20 protein-coding genes are annotated in these 20,045 nt (G+C 67.7%); 3 read left to right on the top strand and 17 right to left on the bottom strand.

Annotated features, from left to right (window positions below; translation table 11 throughout):
• Window positions 1–2: 2 nt before the first annotated feature.
• The 3 genes from AC0KS4_RS18585 to AC0KS4_RS18575 are packed head-to-tail and all read left to right on the top strand — an operon-like array spanning window position 3 to window position 2,710.
• A complete protein-coding gene (locus AC0KS4_RS18585) occupies window positions 3–980 on the top strand; it encodes an AAA family ATPase (RefSeq protein WP_225326389.1) in 978 nt (325 codons plus the stop codon).
• A 7-nt stretch (window positions 981–987) separates the two neighbouring features.
• Window positions 988–2,250 (top strand): DUF58 domain-containing protein, encoded by a 1,263-nt coding sequence (locus tag AC0KS4_RS18580; protein ID WP_238956621.1) that lies wholly within the window; start codon window positions 988–990, stop codon window positions 2,248–2,250.
• The gene (locus tag AC0KS4_RS18575; RefSeq protein WP_238956620.1) at window positions 2,243–2,710 is read left to right on the top strand and encodes a hypothetical protein; all 468 of its coding nucleotides are present in this window, start codon (window positions 2,243–2,245) and stop codon (window positions 2,708–2,710) included. The genes AC0KS4_RS18580 and AC0KS4_RS18575 overlap by 8 nt, the downstream gene beginning before the upstream one ends.
• 19 nt (window positions 2,711–2,729) lie before the next feature.
• On the opposite strand, the gene nuoN is transcribed toward AC0KS4_RS18575, so the two are convergent.
• From nuoN to AC0KS4_RS18490, 17 genes are all read right to left on the bottom strand, one after another.
• Window positions 2,730–4,319 (bottom strand): NADH-quinone oxidoreductase subunit NuoN, encoded by a 1,590-nt coding sequence (gene nuoN, locus AC0KS4_RS18570; protein WP_238956619.1) that lies wholly within the window; start codon window positions 4,317–4,319, stop codon window positions 2,730–2,732.
• Entirely contained in the window at window positions 4,316–5,950 is a 1,635-nt protein-coding gene (locus tag AC0KS4_RS18565; protein WP_238957361.1) for an NADH-quinone oxidoreductase subunit M, read from the bottom strand. The genes nuoN and AC0KS4_RS18565 overlap by 4 nt, the downstream gene beginning before the upstream one ends.
• A 5-nt stretch (window positions 5,951–5,955) precedes the next feature.
• Window positions 5,956–7,851 (bottom strand): NADH-quinone oxidoreductase subunit L, encoded by a 1,896-nt coding sequence (gene nuoL / locus AC0KS4_RS18560; protein ID WP_238956618.1) that lies wholly within the window; start codon window positions 7,849–7,851, stop codon window positions 5,956–5,958.
• A gap of 10 nt (window positions 7,852–7,861) precedes the next feature.
• Window positions 7,862–8,161, bottom strand: a complete 300-nt coding sequence (gene nuoK / locus AC0KS4_RS18555) for an NADH-quinone oxidoreductase subunit NuoK (protein ID WP_008259456.1) — start codon at window positions 8,159–8,161, stop codon at window positions 7,862–7,864.
• Window positions 8,158–8,982: an NADH-quinone oxidoreductase subunit J gene (locus AC0KS4_RS18550; RefSeq protein ID WP_225326394.1), complete on the bottom strand. Its 825-nt coding sequence runs from the start codon at window positions 8,980–8,982 to the stop codon at window positions 8,158–8,160. Before AC0KS4_RS18550 ends, nuoK begins: the two co-directional genes overlap by 4 nt.
• Window positions 8,979–9,524, bottom strand: coding sequence for an NADH-quinone oxidoreductase subunit NuoI (nuoI, locus tag AC0KS4_RS18545; protein ID WP_225326395.1), 546 nt, complete (start codon window positions 9,522–9,524; stop codon window positions 8,979–8,981). Before nuoI ends, AC0KS4_RS18550 begins: the two co-directional genes overlap by 4 nt.
• On the bottom strand, window positions 9,517–10,788 hold the full coding sequence (gene nuoH, locus AC0KS4_RS18540; protein WP_225326573.1) for an NADH-quinone oxidoreductase subunit NuoH: 1,272 nt from the start codon (window positions 10,786–10,788) through the stop codon (window positions 9,517–9,519). Before nuoH ends, nuoI begins: the two co-directional genes overlap by 8 nt.
• An 8-nt stretch (window positions 10,789–10,796) precedes the next feature.
• A complete protein-coding gene (locus tag AC0KS4_RS18535; protein WP_238956617.1) occupies window positions 10,797–13,214 on the bottom strand; it encodes an NADH-quinone oxidoreductase subunit G in 2,418 nt (805 codons plus the stop codon).
• Window positions 13,215–13,221: 7 nt separating this feature from the next.
• Window positions 13,222–14,562: an NADH-quinone oxidoreductase subunit NuoF gene (gene nuoF, locus AC0KS4_RS18530; protein ID WP_225326397.1), complete on the bottom strand. Its 1,341-nt coding sequence runs from the start codon at window positions 14,560–14,562 to the stop codon at window positions 13,222–13,224.
• The gene (nuoE, locus tag AC0KS4_RS18525; RefSeq protein ID WP_225326398.1) at window positions 14,559–15,317 is read right to left on the bottom strand and encodes an NADH-quinone oxidoreductase subunit NuoE; all 759 of its coding nucleotides are present in this window, start codon (window positions 15,315–15,317) and stop codon (window positions 14,559–14,561) included. The genes nuoF and nuoE overlap by 4 nt, the downstream gene beginning before the upstream one ends.
• Window positions 15,314–16,639 (bottom strand): NADH dehydrogenase (quinone) subunit D, encoded by a 1,326-nt coding sequence (gene nuoD / locus AC0KS4_RS18520; RefSeq protein ID WP_225326399.1) that lies wholly within the window; start codon window positions 16,637–16,639, stop codon window positions 15,314–15,316. The genes nuoE and nuoD overlap by 4 nt, the downstream gene beginning before the upstream one ends.
• Window positions 16,639–17,346, bottom strand: coding sequence for an NADH-quinone oxidoreductase subunit C (locus tag AC0KS4_RS18515; protein WP_238956616.1), 708 nt, complete (start codon window positions 17,344–17,346; stop codon window positions 16,639–16,641). The genes nuoD and AC0KS4_RS18515 overlap by 1 nt, the downstream gene beginning before the upstream one ends.
• Complete coding sequence (locus AC0KS4_RS18510; protein WP_225326401.1) at window positions 17,343–17,897, bottom strand: NuoB/complex I 20 kDa subunit family protein; 555 nt, start codon at window positions 17,895–17,897, stop codon at window positions 17,343–17,345. The genes AC0KS4_RS18515 and AC0KS4_RS18510 overlap by 4 nt, the downstream gene beginning before the upstream one ends.
• Before the next feature lie 8 nt (window positions 17,898–17,905).
• Window positions 17,906–18,283: an NADH-quinone oxidoreductase subunit A gene (locus AC0KS4_RS18505; protein WP_238957359.1), complete on the bottom strand. Its 378-nt coding sequence runs from the start codon at window positions 18,281–18,283 to the stop codon at window positions 17,906–17,908.
• 306 nt (window positions 18,284–18,589) lie between these two features.
• Complete coding sequence (locus AC0KS4_RS18500) at window positions 18,590–19,003, bottom strand: Rv3143 family two-component system response regulator (protein ID WP_225326402.1); 414 nt, start codon at window positions 19,001–19,003, stop codon at window positions 18,590–18,592.
• A 53-nt stretch (window positions 19,004–19,056) separates the two neighbouring features.
• Complete coding sequence (locus AC0KS4_RS18495; RefSeq protein WP_238956615.1) at window positions 19,057–19,593, bottom strand: YceI family protein; 537 nt, start codon at window positions 19,591–19,593, stop codon at window positions 19,057–19,059.
• A 32-nt stretch (window positions 19,594–19,625) separates the two neighbouring features.
• Window positions 19,626–20,039: a nuclear transport factor 2 family protein gene (locus AC0KS4_RS18490; RefSeq protein ID WP_238956614.1), complete on the bottom strand. Its 414-nt coding sequence runs from the start codon at window positions 20,037–20,039 to the stop codon at window positions 19,626–19,628.
• Between the last annotated feature and the right edge of the window lie 6 nt (window positions 20,040–20,045).

The following is a 20,045-nucleotide window of genomic DNA, read 5'->3' as shown; positions in this document are numbered from 1 at the left end:
ACATGACGCTGCCGGCGGCAACCACGACCGCACACTGCGAGGCGATTCTCGACGAGATCGAACGCGTGGTGGTGGGAAAGCGCTCCGCGCTCAAGCTCATCCTCACCGCGGTTCTCGCCCGCGGCCACATCCTCATCGAGGACCTGCCGGGCCTCGGCAAGACGCTGATCGCGAGATCCTTCGCGGCCGCGCTGGGCCTGCAATTCACCCGTGTGCAGTTCACCCCCGATCTGTTGCCGGCGGACCTGCTCGGGTCGACGATCTACGACATGCAATCGGGCCGCTTCGCGTTCCGGCCCGGACCGATCTTCACCAACCTGTTGCTCGCCGACGAGATCAACCGCACGCCGCCGAAAACGCAGGCGGCGCTGCTGGAGGCGATGGCCGAACGCCAGGTCAGCATCGACGGCGAAACACACCAACTGTCAAGGCCTTTCATCGTGCTGGCCACCGACAACCCGATCGAGTACGAGGGCACGTACCCGCTGCCCGAGGCGCAGCTCGATCGGTTCGCGATCCGGCTCGAACTGCGGTATCTCAACGAGCGCGACGAGACCTCGATGTTGCGCCGTCGCCTCGAACGCGGGTCGGCCGAGCCGACGGTCAATCAGGTCGTGGACGCGCACGACCTGCTGGCGATGCGGGAATCGGTCGAGCAGGTGACCGTGCACGAAGACGTCCTGCATTACGTGGTCTCACTGGCCAACGCGACGCGGCACCATCCGCAGGTCGCGGTCGGCGCCAGCCCCCGCGCCGAACTCGATCTGGTGCAGCTCGCCCGCGCCCGCGCGCTGCTGCTCGGCCGCGACTACGTGATCCCCGAGGACGTCAAGGCACTCGCCACCGCGGCGGTCGCGCACCGCATCACCCTGCGCCCGGAAATGTGGGTGCGAAAGATCCAGGGAGCCGACGTCATCGGTGAGCTGTTGCACCGGCTGCCGGTACCGCGCACCGGCGCCAGCCCGCAGGAGACGGGATGAGTCCGGCGTGACGCAAAGCCACGGGGTCGAGTTCCACTGGCGTGCATCGGGATTGACGCGGGCGATCGCCACCTGCGCGGGGTTTGCGATGGCCGCGGCCGTCATCGGCGCCCGGTGGCAGCTGATCGCGTTCGCGGCGCCGCTGCTCGGCGTGCTGTGTTCGATCAGCTGGCAGCGGCCGGTGCCGGCAATTCGCGTGCACGGCGCGCCCGACGCGCAGCGATGCTTCGAAAACGAACAGGCGCACCTACGGGTGTGGATCACCGACGAAGAGGAAGGGCTGTCGGCCGTCCGGCTCACGATCCCGGACGTCGAGGGGATGGATCTCGAGATCCCCGATTCCGATGGGGGCCAGCAGATCACGGTCACGGCGACGGCGCAGCGGTGGGGCCGGTACTCGATCGCGGCCCGCCTCGACGCGACCGCCCGGGGTGGGCTGCTCACCGGCACGGCCCTCGTCGACGCCGCGGAGGTCATCGTGTTTCCGCTGACGCCGCCGCAGGCGACGCCCATCCCGCAGACCGAACTCCTCGACCGGCTGGGCGCACACCTGACCCGGCACATCGGCCCCGGCGTGGAATACGCCGACATTCGCCCCTACGTGCCCGGAGACCAACTGCGCGCGGTGAATTGGCCGGTGAGCGCGCGCCGCGGCCAGCTACATGTCACCGAGCGGTTGACCGACCGCGCGGCCGATGTGGTGGTGCTGATCGACGGGTACCGGCAGCCGGCGGGACCGGCGACCGCGGCGACCGAGCGGGTCGTGCGGGGCGCGGCGCAAGTGGTGCAGACCGCGTTGCGGCACGGTGATCGGGCCGGGATCGTCGCGCTCGGGGGCAACCGTCCGCGCTGGCTCGGCGCCGACATCGGGCAGCGCCAGTTTTATCGGGTGCTCGACACCGTGCTCGGCGCGGGCGACCGATTCGAACGCACCACCGGCACATTGGCGCCCCGCGCGGCGGTCCCGGCCGGGGCGATCGTCATCGCGTTCTCCACGCTGCTCGACACCGAATTCGCGCTCGCCCTCATCGATTTGCGGAAGCGGGGCCATGTCGTGTTGGCCGTGGACATCCTCGACAGTTCGCCCTTCGAGGACGACCAGGATCCGTTGGTCGATCGGATGTGGGCGCTGCAGCGCTCCGCGATGTATCGCGACATGGCCACCATCGGTGTGGACATCGTGTCGTGGCGAGGCGACAGCGGTCTCGAGCAGTCGATGGGTGTGCTGCCCGATCGCCGCCGCCGGGTGCGCGGGAGGCTTCGTGGATAGCGGTGGCACGGGGGCGCTGGCGCGGGTGGGGGCGCCCGCGTTCGCGACCGGGTTCGGTGTGCTCATGGTGGGGTTGGCGGCGGCCGGCGGTTCGCACGGGTTCGCGGTGGCCGCGTGGGTGGCGGCGCTGATTGGGGTCGCTGTGGGGACGGTCTTCCGTTCCGCCGCGACGGTTGCCGTGCTGCTGGCGGTCGCGACGGTCGTGCTGTCCGATCCGCCGCTCGTGTTCGTCGCGCTCTCCGGGTTGTGTGCGGCCGCCTACCTGGTGTGCCGCCATGCGGTCGGCGCGGCCGCCCCGGTGGTGCTGAGCAGCTGGCCGACGGCCGTTGCCGCCGTGGGGTTTACGTTCGCCGGCCTGGCCGCGACGTCGTTTCCGCTGCAGTTGCCGTGGCTGCCGCTGGCCGCCCCGCTGGGGGCGCTGGTGATCTACCTGTTGGCGATCCGGCCGTTCCTGGCCTGACCGCGGCCCCGACGCTTGCTCAGTGCAGCAGATGCGCGGCGTGATCGGCCAGGTCGAGCAGTGGCTGCGGGAAGATGCCCAGCACCACGGTGACCGCGGCGCAGACCGCGATCGCGGCCTTGCTCAGGATGCCCGGGGCCACCACGTGCGGGGTGTCCTCGGTTGCCTCGGTGAAGAACATCGACACGATCACCCGCACGTAGAAGTAGGCGGCGACGCCGCTGGCGACCACACCGACGATCACCAGGGGCGCGGCACCCCCCTGGGCAGCGGCCTTGAACACGGCGAGTTTACTGACGAACCCACTGGTCAGCGGGATGCCGGCGAAAGCCAATAAGAACATCGAAAACATCACGCCCACAATGGGTGAGCGCTGTCCCAGCCCGGCCCAGTGCGACAGCGCGGCGTCCTCGACACCGTCGTCGTCGCGGATCAGGCCCACGATGGCGAACGCGCCCACGGTGCTGAAGCTGTAGGCGAGCAAATAGAACAACGTGGAGGACAGGCCGGCGTGGTTGTCGGCGATGACGCCGGTGAGGATGAATCCGACGTGGGCGACCGACGAGTAGGCCAGCATCCGTTTGACGTCGGTCTGGTTCACCGCGGTGATGGTCCCCACCGCCATGGTCAGGATGGAAATCGCCCACAGCACCGGCCGCCACTGATCGTGCAGCGGCGGCAGCGCGACGTAGATCACCCGAAGCAGCGCACCGAAAGCCGCGACCTTGGTGGCCGCCGCCATGAACCCCGTGATGGGGGTGGGGGCGCCCTGATACACGTCGGGAATCCACGAGTGGAACGGCACGGCGCCGACCTTGAACAGCAGGCCGACCGACAGCAGCGCGACACCGACCAGCGCCAGCGAGCTGTCGCCGCGCGCGGCCAGCGCATCCCGGATACCGGTCAGCAGCAGCGTGCCGGTCGCGCCATACAGCAGCGCCACCCCGTAAAGGAAGAACGCCGACGAAAACGCGCCCAGCAGAAAGTACTTCATGGCCGCTTCCTGTGACAGCAGGCGGCGGTGACGGGCCAGGCCGCACATCAGGTACAGCGGCAGGGACAACACTTCCAGCGCGACGAACATGGTCAGCAGGTCATTGGACGCCGGGAAGACCATCATGCCGCCGACCGAGAGCATCGCCAGCGGGAAGAGCTCCGTCTGGGCGGCACCCGCCCGCTCGGCCGCCCGCTCGGCGTCGCTGTCGGGCACCGCGGACGCCTGCGGGGTGAACGAGTCCAGGCCTCCCGTGCCGCCGGAGCCGGCCGCGACCGAAACCCTGCTTTCCGCTTTGGTTTGGGTGCGTTCGGCGATGAAGATGACCGCCATCACCGCGACCAGCAGCACGGTGCCCTGCAGGTACAGCGTCGGCCGGTCGATGGCCATGGCGCCCAGCACCGCGGCCCGCCCGGAGCTCTTGATCGAGCGGCTCACGGCGATGACGGCGACGAACGCCGCGATCAAACCGCCGAGGGCAAGCGTCACTTGGCCGCTGTAGCGAATGCGCCTGGGCAGGAACGCTTCAGCGAGGACCCCCACCACGGCGATGCCGAACACGATGAGGGTGGGGGACAGCAGGAAGTACTGGATGCTGGGGGTGGGGAGGGTCATCGCGGTCCTTCAGCGGTCCGGGCTTCGGCTGGCCTGGGATTTCCCACCGGCACAGTCGGTTTGGGGTCGTGCTGGCCGATGGTGGTCATGGTGTTCTCGACGGCGGGATTGATGATGTCGAGCACGGGCTTGGGATAGATCCCGAGCACGAGCAGCAGCGCGATCAACGGTGCGACGACGACCAATTCGCGCGCCCTCAGGTCGCCGATCTTCTCGTTGCCGGCGGCCACCGGCCCGGTCATCACGCGCTGGTAGAGCCACAACATATATACGGCCGACAGCACCAGCGCGGTGACGCCGAATCCGGCGGCCAGCCAATACCGGTTGAAAGTCCCCAGCAGGACCAGGAATTCGCTGATGAACGGGGCCAGGCCGGGCAGTGACAGGGTGGCCATGGCCGAGACCAGGAAGGTACCCGCCAGGATGGGCGCCACCTTCTGCACGCCGCCGTAGTCGGCGATCGCCCGGCTGCCGTGCCGCGATATCAGGAAGCCGGCGATCAGGAAGACCGCCGCCGTGGACAGCCCGTGGTTGAGCATGTACAGCGTCGACCCGCTCTGGCCCTGGCTGGTCATCACGAAGATGCCCAGGATGATGAACCCGAAGTGCGAGATCGACGTGTAGGCGATCAGGCGCATGATGTCGGTCTGACCGATGGCGACGACCGCCCCGTAGACCACCCCGATGACCGCCAGCACGACGATCAGCGGACGGAAATACGTTGAGGCGTCGGGAAACAGCTGCAGGCAGTAGCGCAACATGCCGAAGGTGCCGACCTTGTCCATCACCGCCATCATCAGCACCGCGGTCGCCGGGGTGGCCTCGACCGCGGCGTCGGGCAGCCAGCGGTGGAACGGCCACAGCGGGGCCTTGATCGCGAACGCGAACATGAAGCCCAGGAACAGCGCCTTGAACACCGCGGAGTCCGCCCCGTAGCGTCCGGAGGCGACACCGGCGACGATCTCACGGAAGTCGAACGTGCCCGACCCGTGCTGCGAGGTCACCACGTACAGCCCGATCACCGCGGCCAGCATGATCAGCCCGCCGAACAGGTTGTACAGCAAGAACTTCACGGCCGCGCGTGAGCGGCCCGGCCCCCCGCCGAAGCCGCCGATCAGGAAGTACATCGGAATGAGCATCGCTTCGAAGAACACGTAGAACAGCAGCACGTCCAGCGCGATCACCGAGATCAGCACCATGGATTCGATGGCCAGCGTCAGCGCGATGTAGGCGTGCACACCGCGTGACGATTGCAAGCTCGGCGAAGCCGGGCGCAGCAGGTCGTCACCATCGTCTTGCGTGCGTTCGCCACCGTCGTTCCAGCCGGCCACCTGCAGCACCGGGATCAGCACCGCGGTCAGCAGCACCAGCACCACCGCGATGCCGTCCACGCCCAGGGTGTAGCCGGCGCCGAAAGCCGGGATCCACTGGTGCTTTTCGACGAACTGGTACGGCGCGCCCCCGGTTTTGAACCCGAGGGTGACGACGACCGCGACCGCGAGGGTCAGGACGCCGAAGATCAGTCCGGTCCACTTGGCGAGCTGTCGCAGCCCGGGCGGCATCAGGATGATCAGCACGGAGCCGGCGAGCGGGACCAGCCACAGCACGCTGAGCCACGGAACCGAATTCAGCGAGTTCACCACAGTTTCACCGCCAGGATCATCGCGACCACCAGCACGGCGCCCGTCAGCATGGACAATGCGTAGTTGCGGGCGAAGCCGGTTTGCAGTCCCCGCAGGCGATTTGACGTCTGGCTCACCAGCGCCGCCAGCGCGTTGACCGAGCCGTCGACGCCCGCGTTGTCGACTTCGACAAGCGCGTGGGTCAGTTGCGCGCCGGGGCGCATGAACACCTCCTCGTTGAAGGCATCGCCGTAGAAGTCCTTGCGGACGGCGGTCGTCAGGGGGGAGACCGACAGCGGAGCCACCCGGGGGATGGGCGCGGTGGCATAAAGCCGGTAGGCCACCGCGATCCCGACGACGACCACACCCAGCGCCAGGGCGCTGCTGACCCAGGCCGGGAAGGCGTGGGTCACTTCCTCGTGTTTCCCGACGACCGGCTCGAGCCAGCGCGCCAAGGTCCCGCCGACCGCCAGCAGGCCACCGGAGAACACCGAGCCGACCGCCAGCAGGATCATGGGCCACGTCATCAGGGCGGGCGCCTCGTGCGGGTGGGCGCCAGGACCCCAGCGCTTCTTACCGAAGAAGGTCATCAGCATCACGCGGGTCATGTAGAACGCGGTGACGCCCGCACCCAGCAGCGCCGCCCCGCCCAGCACGTAACCTCGAACGCCGCCGGCGGCCAGCGCCGCCTCGATGATGGCGTCCTTGGAGAAGTAACCCGCGAACGGCGGCACACCGATGATCGCCAGGTATCCCAGGCCGAACGTCGCGAACGTGATCGGCAGCGCCGCGCGCAGGCCGCCGTAGCGGCGCATGTCCTGTTCTTCGTCCATCGCGTGGATGACCGCGCCGGATCCGAGGAACAGCCCGGCCTTGAAGAACCCGTGGGTGAGCAGATGCATGATCGCGAACGCGTAGCCGGCCGGACCCAGGCCGGCGGCCAGCACCATGTAGCCGATCTGGCTCATCGTCGACGCCGCCAGCGCCCGCTTGATGTCGTCCTTGGCGCAGCCGATGAAGGCCCCGAGCAGCAACGTGACCGCACCCACGATGACCACTGCCAGTTGGGCGTCGGGCGACAGGTTGTACAGCGGGTTGGACCGCACGATCAGATACACCCCGGCGGTCACCATGGTGGCGGCGTGGATCAACGCGGACACCGGGGTGGGGCCCTCCATGGCGTCGCCCAGCCAGGCCTGCAGCGGTACCTGGGCGGACTTGGCGCAGGCGCCGAGCAGCAGCAACAATCCCATGGCGGTCAGCGCGCTGGAATTTTCAGGCCCCGTGGCCTTAGCCCCGGCGAACACCCCGGCGTAGGACAGCGTGCCGAAAGTGCTGAACATCAAGAACATTCCCAGCGCCAGCCCGGCGTCGCCGACCCGGTTCATCACGAAAGCCTTCTTGGCGGCCGTGGCCGCCGTCGGCTTGTGGTACCAGAACCCGATCAGCAGGTAGGACGCCAGGCCCACCCCTTCCCAGCCGACGTAGAGCACCACGTAGTTGTCGGCGACGACGAGTAGCAGCATCGAGGCGAGGAACAGGTTGAGGTAGCCGAAAAACCTTCGGCGGTCCGGGTCTTCGGCCATGTAGGCGACCGAATAGATGTGGATCAGCGAGCCGACCCCGGAGATCAGCAACACGAAACACACCGACAGCTGGTCGATCTGCATCCCCAGGTCGACCTGGAGCTGGCCGACCGGGATCCAGCTGAACACCTTTTGGTGGATGACGCGGTCGTCGGCGGCGCGGCCGAGCAACTCGCCCAGCAGGCTCAGGCCCAGGCCGAATGCCGCGAGGGCGGTAGCGCAGCCCAGCCAGTGCCCCCACCGGTCGGTGCGCCGCCCGCCGAACAGCAGGATCGTGGCACCCGCCAACGGCAGCGCCACCAGCAGCCAGGTGTATTGAGTCATCTTGGCGTCTTCAGCCTTTGAGTAGATTCGCGTCGTCGACGGACGCCGATTTGCGGGCACGGAAAATGGTCATGATGATGGCCAGGCCGATGACCACTTCGCAGGCGGCCACCACCATCGTGAAGAACGCGATCATTTGCCCGTCCAGGTGGCCGTGCATCCGCGCGAACGTGACGAACGCGAGGTTGACCGCGTTGAGCATCAGCTCGACGCACATGAACATGACGATGGCGTTGCGGCGCAACAACACGCCGGCGGCCCCGATGGTGAACAGCAGCGCCGAAAGGTACAGGTAATTCGCGGGATTCACGACGCACCGCCTTGTGACAAACTCGGGCTCCCCTCGGGGGACGGGGTCTTCTTGCCGTCGGCGCCGCGGCTCTGCAGCATCGGCGACACCGACAGCTTCGAGTACGAGCCGTCCGGCAGCAGCGCGGCCACGTCGACGGCGTTGTGGCGGGCGTAGACGCCGGGGCTGGGCAGCGGGGTGGGGTGGCCGCCGGGCTGGAATCGTTCCTGGGAGAGCTCTCGTTGTGTCTTGCGGCGCTCGAAGCGCTCGCGGTGCGCCAGCACCATGGCCCCGACCGCCGCCGTGATGAGCAGCGCGCTGGTGAGCTCGAACGCCCAGAGGTAGCGCGAAAAGATCAGCGCCGCCAGCCCTTCCACGTTGCCGGCGGCGTTCGCGGTGGTCAGTCCGGCGAAACCGCCCGTGGACACGTTGCCGATGGCGGCGATGAGCAGGATGCCGAACCCGACACCGGCGGCCACCGCGGCGACGCGCTGCCCCCGCAGCGTCTCCCGCAGCGATTCCGCCGAGTCCACGCCGATGAGCATCAGCACGAACAAAAACAGCATCATCACCGCGCCGGTGTAGACCACGACCTGAACGACGCCCAAGAACAACGCGTCCTGGATCATGTAGAACACCGCGAGGATGATCATCGTCATCGCCAGGAACATCGCCGAGTACACGGCGTTGACCGCCACCACGACGCCGAGCGCACCGAGCACGGCCAGCGCGCCCAGCACCCAGAACGTCACCGCTTCGCCGGTGGAGGTTCGGGTGATGGTGTCGTGGGCGAAGCTGGATGCCAGAACTGACGTGACGGCGTGGCCCGCGAAACCGGTCACCGGGAGTCCCCGGCGTGCCGGGTGTCCCGCAGCCCGTGCGCGGTCACGTTGCCCTGGTAGTAGTCCTTGTCGGTGGCGCCGTCGGTCCTGGGGTGCGGCGGCGCGAGCATGTCTTGCAGCAGCGGCGCCAGCAGCCGGTCCTTCTCATAGATCAGGTCGGCGCGGTTGTCGTCGGCCATCTCGTAGTCGTTGGTCATCGTCAGCGCCCGGGTCGGGCAGGCCTCGATGCACAGGCCGCAGCCGATGCAGCGCAGATAGTTGATCTGATACACCCGGCCGTAGCGTTCCCCGGGCGAATACCTGAGTTCCTCGGTGTTGTCGGCGCCCTCGACGTAGATCGCGTCCGCCGGGCACGCCCACGCGCACAGCTCGCAGCCGATGCATTTCTCCAGGCCGTCCGGATAACGGTTGAGCTGGTGACGGCCGTGGTAGCGCGGCATGACCGGGCCCGGCTTTTCGGGATACTCCTCGGTGACATTCTTTTTGAACATCGATCCGAACGTCACGCCGAATCCGGCGATGGCGTCCAAGAATTTAGCCACGTGCTTTCTCCTTGCTCGCAGCCGCCAACGACTTCTGGGTCGTCGCCGGCAGCGGCGGTGTCGGGAATACCGGTGTGGAGATCGATGCGGCGGGCAGTTTCTTCGCGTCGCGCCGCAGCTGGCGCTCCAACGCGCGAATACCCGGCGCGCTGAACGGTTTTCGCAGCAACAGCACCAGCGCCGTGGCGAACACGACGCTGCTGACCACCAGCACCGGGGTCCAGTGCGCATACCCCTGGTTGCGCAGCGTGCGGACCACCGCCGCGATCAGCACCCAGACCAGCGAGGCCGGGATCAGCAGCTTCCAGCCCAGTCCCATGAACTGGTCGTAGCGCAGCCGGGGCAGCGAGGCCCGCAGCCAGAAGTAGATGAACAAGAACGTCCACATCTTGGCGGTGAACCAGAGCACCGGCCACCACCCGGTGTTGGCGCCCGCCCACATGTTCAGTGGCCACGGCGCGTGCCAGCCACCGAAGAACAAGATGGTGGCGAGCGAGGAGACCGTCATCATGTTGACGTACTCGGCCAGCATGAACATCGCGAACTTCAGCGACGAGTACTCGGTGTGGAATCCCGCGACCAGTTCACCCTCGGCCTCGGGCAAATCGAATGGCGCCCGGTTGGTTTCACCGACCATCGAGATCAGATAGATCACGAACGACGGCAGCAGCAGGAACACGTACCAGACGTGGTCCTGCGCGGAGACGATCTGTGACGTCGACATGGAGCCGGCGTAGAGGAACACCGCCGCGAACGACAGCCCCATCGCCACCTCGTAGGAGATGACCTGGGCGGTGGAGCGCACCCCGCCCAGCAGTGGGTAGGTCGACCCGGATGCCCAGCCGCCCAACACGATTCCGTACACGCCGATCGCGGACAGCCCCAGGATGAACAGCACCGCGACCGGGAGGTCGGTCAGCTGCAGCGGCGTGCGGTGGCCGAACACCGACACCACGGGGCCGAACGGAATGAACGCGAACGCGGTGAACGCCGGGATCGTGGAGATGACCGGCGCCGCGAAGTAGACGAACTTGTCGACACCGCCGGGGGTGATGGTTTCCTTGAGCGCCAACTTGATTCCGTCGGCCAGGCTCTGCAGGACGCCCCAGGGGCCGGCGCGGTTGGGTCCGGGGCGCCGCTGCATCCAGCCGAGGATCTTGCGTTCGAGCAGAATCGCGACCAGCACGTTGAGCATGAGGAACACGAAGATCGCCAGCGCCTTGCCGAGCACCAGCCACCAGGTGTCGTGCCCGAAGGCGGTCAAGCCGGTAGTCACTTTCCCACTCCGATGTTCACTGTGCTGCCCAGGGTGACGCCGAGCTGGCGGTGCACCGCCGACGCCGACGAGTTCAGCGGGAGCCACACCACCCGGTCGGGCATGTCGGTGACGACCAGCGGCAGGCTGACGGATCCGCGTGACGTGCTGACGGTCACCGCGTCGCCGTCGGCGGCGCCGATCTCTGCGGCGGTCTCCGCGGACAGCCGCACCACGGGTTTGCGCGCGGTTCCCGCCAGATGTGGCTCACCGTCTTGCATTCGGGCGTTGTCCAGCAACATCCGCCAGCCGGCCAACACCGCTTGTCCCGCGCCGGGCTGGACAGGGTCCGGGGCGGCGACGGCCGGGTTCGCGGCGCGCTTGCCGTCCCAGTGCCGTAGCGCGGCCATTTCCTGGCGGGCAGTGTCGACGTCCGACATTCCCAGATAGACGCCCATCTCGTCGGCCAGCGCGTCGAGCACCTGGTGGTCGGACTGTCCGGCCTGCTGGGCGGTGCCGCGCAGCGCGGCCTCGAACGGCCGGAAGCGGCCTTCCCAGTTGACGAACGCGCCAGCCTTCTGTGTCGTCGACGCGACGGGGAACACCACATCGGCGCGTTCGGTGACCGCGCTGTGCCGCACCTCCAGGCTGACCACGAAGCCGGCGCCGTCCAGCGCCGCCAGCACCGCTTGCGGGTCGGCGAAGTCGTCGGGCTCGACACCGCCCACCAGCAGCGCGCCCAGCGTTCCGTCGGTCGCGGCGCTCAGGATGCCGTGGACGTCACGCCCACGGCCGGAAGGCAATTCGGACACGTTCCACGCCTGCGCGACCTGGGCCCGGGCGGTGTCGTCGTCCACCGGGCGCCCGCCGGGCAGCAACCCGGGCAGCGCACCGGCGTCCAGCGCACCCCGCTCACCGGCCCGTCGCGGCACCCAGGCAAGGCGAGCGCCGGTGGTGTCGGCGAGCCGGGCCGCCGCGGACAATCCGCCGGGCACGGTGGCCAGACGTTCGCCGACCATGATGACCGCGCCCGGGGTGGACAGCAGGTCGCCCACCTCGCCGGTGGCCAGGCCGTCCAGCGCCGAGGCTTCGGCGCCGGGCACGGTCTTGATCAGCCGGCCGGACATCTTGTCCAACGCCCGGCTGGCGAACGGCGCCACCGCGAAGACCGGCAACCCGTGTTTGCGGGCAGCCTTGCGAAGCCGCAGGAACACGATGGGCGACTCGTCCTCGGGCTCGAACCCGACCAGCACGACCACCGGAGCCGATTCCAGGTCGGCGTAGCTGACGGCGATCGGCCTGCCGGCGATGCGCGCCGCCAAGAAGTCGGCCTCTTCGGCCGAGCTCGGGCGGGCCCGGAAGTCGATGTCGTTGCTGTCCAGGACGATTCGCGCGAACTTGGAGTATGCGTAGGCGTCCTCCAAGGTCGCCCGGCCGCCGACGAGCACCCCGGCGCGCCCGCGCGCGGCTTCGAGGCCCTGCGTCGCGACGGCGATCGCGTGCGACCACGACGCCGGTTGCAGCGAGCCGTCGGGATCGCGAACCAGGGGAGTGGTGATGACGTCGGGCTGGGTTGCGTAATTGAACGCCCACCGGCCCTTGTCGCAGTTCCACTCCTCGTTGACTTCCGGGTCGTCGCCGGCCAGCCGGCGCAGCACCTTGCCGCGGCGGTGATCGGTGCGCTGTGCGCACCCGGAGGCGCAGTGTTCGCAGACGCTCGGGCTGGAGACCAGATCGAAAGGTCGCGCCCGGAACCGGTAGGCGGTCCCGGTCAGCGCGCCCACCGGGCAGATCTGCACCGTGTTGCCCGAGAAGTACGAGTCGAACGGCTCATTGGCGTAGATGCCGACCTGCTGCAGCGCGCCCCGCTCCTGCATGTCGATGAAGGGGTCGCCGGCGATCTGTTCGGAGAATCGCGTGCAGCGCGCGCACAGGATGCAGCGCTCGCGGTCCAGCAGCACCTGCGAGGAGATGTTGATCGGCTTGGCGAAGGTGCGCTTGTCGTCGGTGAAGCGAGAATCGGCCCGCCCGTTGGACATTGCCTGGTTCTGCAGCGGGCATTCGCCGCCCTTGTCGCACATCGGGCAGTCGAGCGGATGGTTGATCAGCAGCAGCTCCATCACGCCGTGCTGCGCCTTGTCCGCGGCCTCGGAGGTGAGCTGGGTGCGTACCACCATGTCGTCGGTGGCCACGGTGGTGCACGAGGCCATCGGCTTGCGTTGGCCCTCGACCTCGACCAGGCACTGCCGGCAGGCGCCGACCGGCTCAAGCAGCGGGTGGTCGCAGAACCGCGGGATCTGGATGCCCATCAATTCGGCGGCCCGGATCACCAAAGTGCCCTTGGGAACGCTGATTTCGATGTCGTCGATGGTCAGCGTCACCATCTCCGGCGGGCGCACCTCGTCGCCGGTCTCGGTTTTGGCAAGGCTCGTCATCAGCTCGTCATGCCTTTCCGTTCGCCGTCAGCATGGAGTCTCGTGGATCGAACGGGCATCCGCCGCCCTCGACATGGGCGACGTACTCGTCGCGGAAGTACTGGATCGACGACATGACGGGGCTGGCGGCGCCATCGCCCAAGGCGCAGAACGCTTTACCCAAGATGGAGTCGGAAATGTCCAGCAGCTTGTCGAGGTCCTCGTGCGTGCCGGTGCCGGCCTCCAGCCGCTCGTAGATCTTGTCCAGCCAGAAGGTGCCCTCGCGGCACGGCGTGCATTTGCCGCATGATTCGTGCTTGTAGAAGTACGTCCAGCGCTGCACCGCACGCACCACGCAGGTGGTTTCGTCGAAGATCTCCAGCGCCTTGGTGCCCAGCATCGAGCCGGCGCCGCCCACGCCCTCGTAGTCCAGTGGGACGTCGAGATGCTCGTCGGTCAGCAGCGGGGTGGACGAGCCGCCGGGCGTCCAGAACTTGAGCCGGTGACCGGCCCGCACCCCGCCGGCGTAGGCGAGCAACTCCCGCAACGTGATTCCCAGCGGGGCCTCGTACTGCCCGGGGCGGGTGACGTGCCCGGACAGCGAATACAGCGTGAAGCCGGGGGACTTCTCGCTTCCCATCGAGCGGAACCAGTCCACGCCGTTGCCGATGATCGACGGCACGCTCGCGATGGTCTCGACGTTGTTGATCACCGTCGGGCAGCCGTACAGGCCGGCCACCGCGGGGAACGGCGGGCGCAGCCGCGGCTGGCCGCGTCGGCCCTCCAGCGAATCCAGCAGCGCGGTTTCCTCGCCGCAGATGTACGCACCGGCGCCGGCGTGCACCACCAGCTCCAGATCGAACCCCGAGCCGTTGATGTCGCGGCCCAGATAGCCCGCGGCGTAGGCCTCGGCCACCGCGTTCTGCAGGCGGCGCAGCACCGGCAGCACCTCGCCGCGCACATAGATGAACGCGTGGTTGGCCCGGATCGCGTAGGCGGCGATGATGACGCCCTCGACGAGGACGTGCGGTGTCGCCAGCATCAGCGGAATGTCTTTGCACGTACCAGGTTCGGACTCGTCGGCGTTGACCACCAGGTAGTGCGGTTTGGCGGCCGCGCCGGTGTCGCCCTGCGGGATGAACGACCACTTGGTCCCGGTCGAGAAGCCGGCGCCGCCGCGCCCACGCAGCCCGGAATCCTTCACCAACCCGATCACCGCGTCGGGCTCCATCCCCAGCGCCTTCTTCATCGCCTCGTAGCCGCCGTGGCGGCGGTAGGTCTGCAGCGTCCAGGACTCGGGGTCGTCCCAGAAGCGACTGAGCACCGGAGTGAGCGGCGTGGCGCCCGACGACTCGGAAGTGGTTGTCATTGCTGGCCTTCCGGCGCGCTGGGCGCAGCCATGCCGTGTTCCTTGGCTACCTTCAGGCCGGCCAGGGTCGCGGCACCGGCGCCGCCCTGCCCCTGGTCGGGCCGCTCGTCGGGCAAGCCGGCCAGGATGCGCGACGTCTCCCGGAAGGCGCACAGCGGCGCACCGCGGGTGGGGGGCTTGGGCTGACCGGAACGCAGCGAGTCGACGAGTTCGCGCGCCGACTCGCAGGTCTGGTTGTCGAAGAACTCCCAGTTCACCATCACCACGGGCGCGTAGTCGCAGGCGGCATTGCATTCGATGTGTTGCAGGGTGACCGATCCGTCGGGGGTCGTCTCGTCGTTGCCGATGCCCAGATGTTCTTTCAGGGCATCGAAAATGGCGTCGCCGCCCATGACGGCGCACAACGTGTTGGTGCAGACGCCCACCAGGTAATCGCCGGTGGGGCCGCGGCGATACATGGTGTAGAAGCTCGCCACCGCCGACACCTCGGCCCCGCTGAGTCCGAGCTGCTCGCCGCAGAACTCCAGGCCCGCCGGTGTCAGGTAGGAGTCCTGAGCCTGCACCAGGTGCAGCAACGGCAGCAGCGCCGAGCGCTTCTCGGGGTAGCGGCCCATGATCTCCTTGGCGTCGACCTCGAGCCGGGCCCGCACCTCGGGCGGATACGACGTGGGCGCGCCCTCGACCACGAACGCGTTGGGCTCGTCGGGCGGCGGGCCGAGCCGGAGGAAGACCGGCTGTCCCTGCGGGCCGGTCACCGGTCCACCCCGCCCATGACCGGGTCGATGCTGGCGACCGAGGTGATCAGGTCGGCGACCATCCCGCCCTCGCACATCGCGGCGACCGACTGCAGGTTGGTGAACGAGGGGTCTCGGTAATGCACCCGGTAGGGCCGGGTGCCGCCGTCGCTGACCATGTGCACGCCGAGTTCCCCGCGCGGCGACTCGACCGCGGTGTACACCTGGCCGGGAGGGACCCTGATGCCCTCGGTGACCAGTTTGAAGTGGTGGATCAGGGCCTCCATCGAGCCGCCCATGATCTTGGCGATGTGCTCCGGCGAGTTGCCCATGCCGTCGGGTCCCACCTTCAAGTCGGCCGGCCAGGCGATCTTGCGGTCCTCAACCATGGTCGGGCCCGGCTTCAACTTGTCCAGACACTGCTCGACGATCTTGATCGACTCCCACATCTCGTTCACACGAATCATGTAGCGCCCGTAAGCATCACACGTGTCCTCGGTGATTACGTCGAATTCGTAGTTTTCGTATCCGCAGTACGGTTCGCTCTTGCGCAGATCGTGTGGCAGCCCGGTGGCGCGCAGGATCGGTCCGGTGATGCCCAGCGCCATGCACCCGGTCAAATCCAGGTAGCCGACGTCCTGGGTGCGGGCCTTCCAGATGGCGTTCTCGTTGAGCAGACCGCTCATTTCGCGCAGCACTTGGCGCAGCGGCTCGAGGGCCTCGGCGATCTCGGTCTGCGCGTTGGGCGGCAGGTCTTGGGCCACGCCGCCGGGCCGGATGTAGCCGCTGTTCATCCGCAAGCCGGTGATCGATTCGAACAGGGTCAGGACGATCTCGCGGCCCCGGAAGCCGACGAACATCGGGGTCATGGCGCCCAGTTCCATGCCGCCGGTGGCCAGGGCCACCAGGTGCGACGAAATCCGGTTGAGCTCCATCATCAACACGCGGATGACGTCGACGCGCTCGGGTATCTGGTCGGTGATGCCGAGCAGTTTCTCCACACCCAGGCAGTAGGCGGTCTCGTTGAAAAACGGTGCGAGGTAATCCATCCGGGTCACGAAGGTGACGCCCTGGGTCCAGTAGCGGTATTCGAGGTTCTTTTCGATACCCGTGTGCAAATACCCGATCCCGCAGCGGGCGTCGGTGACCGTCTCGCCCTCGATCTCCAGGATCAGCCGCAGCACCCCGTGCGTGGACGGGTGCTGGGGACCCATGTTGACGACGATGCGTTCGCCGGGATCGGCATTGCGGGCGGCTTCGACGACCTTGTCCCAGTCCTGGCCGCCGGCGACCACGAGTGTCTCGCCGGCGCCGTCGTGCGTCGATTCTGTGGTGGTGCTCATCAGTTGTACGCTCTCCGCTCGTCGGGCGGGGGTATCTGTGCGCCTTTGTATTCGACGGGAATCCCGCCGAGGGGGTAGTCCTTGCGCTGCGGATGTCCGTGCCAGTCGTCGGGCATTTCGATGCGGGTCAGCGACGGGTGACCGTCGAAGATGATGCCGAAGAAGTCGTAGGTCTCCCGCTCGTGCCAGTCGGTGGTCGGATAGATGCCGAACAGCGACGGGATGTGTGGATCACCGTCGGGCGCAGACACTTCCAGGCGGACGCGGCGGTTATGCGTGATCGACTGCAGCGGGTACACCGCGTGCAGCTCGCGGCCCGCCTCGTGCGGGTAGTGCACCCCGCTGACCCCCAGGCACATTTCGAAACGCAGTTGCGGTTCGTCGCGAAGGCGCTGGGCGACCTGCGGCAGCGCCTCGCGGCGCACGTGCAGGGTGAGCTCGTCGCGGTACACCACGACTTTTTCTATCGCGTCGGTGAATTCGACGCCGCCCTTTTTCAGCGCCTCGGCCAGGCCGTCGACCAGCTCGTCGAAATAGCCGCCGTAGGGCCGCGGGCTGCTGCCCGGAAGCAGGACTTCGCGCACCAGCCGCCCGTAGCCGGACGTGTCACCGGAGCCCTTGACGCCGAACATGCCGCGGCGCACGTCGATGACTTCTTCGTCGGCGCCGCTGATTGCTTCTTTCGGGTCCTGGTCCGGCGAGCTCATCGCAGCAGTCCGCGCATCTCGATGGTGGGCCGGGCCGACAGCGCCGCCTGTTCGGCTTCGGCGATGGCGTCTTCGCGGTTGACGCCCAGCGGCATGTCCTGAATCTTCTCGTGCAGCTTCAGGATTGCGTACAGCAGCATCTCCGGTCGCGGCGGGCATCCGGGCAGGTAGATGTCCACCGGGACCACGTGATCCACGCCCTGGACCACCGCGTAGTTGTTGAACATTCCGCCCGACGACGCGCACACGCCCATGGCCAGCACCCATTTCGGCTCGGCCATCTGGTCATAGATCTGGCGCAGCACCGGTGCCATCTTCTGGCTGACCCGCCCGGCGACGATCATCAGATCGGCCTGCCGCGGGGTGGCCGAGAAGCGCTCCATGCCGAACCGCGCGATGTCGAATCTTGGCCCGGCGGTTGCCATCATCTCGATGGCGCAGCAGGCCAACCCGAACGTCGCCGGCCACAGCGAGTTCTTGCGGACGTAGCCCGCCACCTTCTCGACCGTGGACAGCAGAATCCCGCCGGGCAGCTGTTCCTCAAGACCCACGTCTTACCTCAATCCCACGTCAGGCCGCCGCGGCGCCACACATAGGCGTAGGCCACGAAAACCGTGAGCATGAACACCACCATTTCGACCAGAGCGAACGTGCCCAGCGCGTCGTAGCTGACCGCCCACGGATACAGGAACACGATCTCGATGTCGAAGACGATAAAAAGCATCGCGGTCAGGTAGTACTTCACCGGAAACCGCTGTCCCGCCGTCGCCTGTGGGCCGCTCACCGAGGTCGCGGTGGGTTCGATTCCACACTCGTAGGCCGCCATCTTCGACTTGTTGAAACGTGACGGGCCGGCCAGGCTCGCGATCACCACCGAGCCCACGGCAAAGGCGGCGGCAATCGCACCGAGCACCAGGATGGGTATGTAGACGTTCAATTCGCTCCATGATCCGTACGAGCCGCCTGCGGCGGCCAGGCGGTAACCGGGCTGCTGTGACGAACTGGGTCTGAAGCCCGTCACAGTGATCTTCAACATAGCGTCGCGGCGTGCGGTGCGCTTGCCCGGGGTGGGCGTTTTGCAGTATTGGGCCACCGCGCGCGTGCTGTGCTGCGCGAACTCGGGAGGCGACGCGTTCGGGACGCGCGCCGGGATCAACGGCGGGAGGCGGCGCCGACGCGGTCAGGACCGCCGCAGGCGGTCACCGGAGGGCAAAACCCGCGGCAGGGCGCGGCTTCGCGTGGGTCAGCGAACCGGGGTTCGCAGCAAATTGAGGACCGTGCGGCCCAGCAGGATGGGGTCGATGGGGTGCGGCACCGCGCCTTCGGCGCGCGACCAGGACGCCAACCACGCATCGTCGGGACGCCCGGTGAGCACGACCAGCGGCGGGCATGTCTCGAGTTCGTCCTTGAGCTGTTTCGCGATTCCCATGCCGCCCGTCGGGGTGGCTTCGCCGTCCAGGATGGCCAAGTCGATGCCGCCCTGGTCCATCGTCCGCACCACCATCGGGCCGGTCGCCACCTCGACGTAGCTCAACTCGGGCAAATCCGGGTGCAGCTGCTTGCCCAGCGCGCGCATCACCCGTTCGCGGGTGTGGGCGTTGCTGCTGTAGACGAGGATCCGCAGGGCGACGCTGGATTGGGGGGTGGAGTCGGCCACGGTGCAGATGCTACTGGGGTCGCCGCGGGTTTAGCGGGGTGCCCGCGGAAATCTCAATGCGATTCGCGCACGAAGATGGCCTCCGCCGCCGCGGTCACCGTGGAGCTCATCATGCCGAGCCGGTTCCAACCCAGGTCGAAACGGCCCCGATCGAGGGTGGTTTCGCCGGCGATCCGGATCGAGCCGTCGTCGAGCTCGGAGATCGTGACGGGCAGCGGCAGCTCCGCGGTGATGCCCTTGATGGTGAAGTTGGCCCGAACGTCGGCCGCCTTGCCCGTCGTCGGGTGCAGCGCGGTGACGACGACGCTGATCTCCCCGAACCGGTCGACGTCGAAGAAGTCGGGCGACCGCAGGTGTTTGTCGCGAAGGCCGATCCCGGTGTCCAGTGATGCGGCCCGGATGTCGACGCGCCCGAAAACCGCTCCCTGGCCGGTCAGTTGGCCGTCACCGGTGAAGTCGGTGAAGCGGCCTTTGACGTTCACCAGCCCCCACATGTTGCCGACCCTGAACGTGATGGCCGAGCGATCCGGAACCAGGTTCCACGCGCCGGCCATGTCGGGATCGTGAAGCAGTGTCTCCAAAGTCGTCATCGTCACCCCCATGCCTTGTGGCGAATCTAGCCTCAATCCATCAACGGCGCGATCCCGGCGGGATCGAAATATTCGTCGATGCGTTCGATGAGGCCGTGACTGCCCACCCTGATCACGATGCAGACCCGCAGCGAGATCGATTGCCCCGCATGCCCGGTGGCGTGCAGGACGTGCTGCTGGACGAAGCCTTGAGCCGAGCCGTCATCGAAGAACTGCCGGTCGAGAATCTCGTAGCGGCGCTGCGTGGTCGCGCCGATGAACCAGCCGATGACCCGCATCGCCCGGGCCTTGTCGTCTGTTTGGAGGGGGTCGCGGCGCGAGCCGACGCGCCACACCGCGATGTCGTCGCTCCACATCGCCTCGACCGCCGCGACATCGCTTCGCTCGATCGCGGTGAACAGGCGGTTGGCGGCCTCGACGACCGTTTCTGCGCGGGAAGCGGGCATGGCACG

This window comes from Mycobacterium sp. NTMscope_MAC_12 (assembly GCF_976985675.1).
Note: the sequence above shows the minus strand (reverse complement) of the source record. Positions and strands in the feature narration are given on the sequence as shown.

Coding starts and splice junctions, on each gene's coding strand:
- AC0KS4_RS18515 (WP_238956616.1), bottom strand. CDS start 17,346: ATGAGCTCGCCGGACCAGGACCCGAAAGAAGCAATCAGCGGCGCCGAC.
- AC0KS4_RS18490 (WP_238956614.1), bottom strand. CDS start 20,039: ATGCCCGCTTCCCGCGCAGAAACGGTCGTCGAGGCCGCCAACCGCCTG.
- AC0KS4_RS18585 (WP_225326389.1), top strand. CDS start 3: ATGACGCTGCCGGCGGCAACCACGACCGCACACTGCGAGGCGATTCTC.
- AC0KS4_RS18535 (WP_238956617.1), bottom strand. CDS start 13,214: ATGACGAGCCTTGCCAAAACCGAGACCGGCGACGAGGTGCGCCCGCCG.
- nuoF (WP_225326397.1), bottom strand. CDS start 14,562: ATGACAACCACTTCCGAGTCGTCGGGCGCCACGCCGCTCACTCCGGTG.
- nuoN (WP_238956619.1), bottom strand. CDS start 4,319: ATGACCCTCCCCACCCCCAGCATCCAGTACTTCCTGCTGTCCCCCACC.
- nuoD (WP_225326399.1), bottom strand. CDS start 16,639: ATGAGCACCACCACAGAATCGACGCACGACGGCGCCGGCGAGACACTC.
- AC0KS4_RS18495 (WP_238956615.1), bottom strand. CDS start 19,593: ATGACGACTTTGGAGACACTGCTTCACGATCCCGACATGGCCGGCGCG.
- nuoL (WP_238956618.1), bottom strand. CDS start 7,851: ATGACTCAATACACCTGGCTGCTGGTGGCGCTGCCGTTGGCGGGTGCC.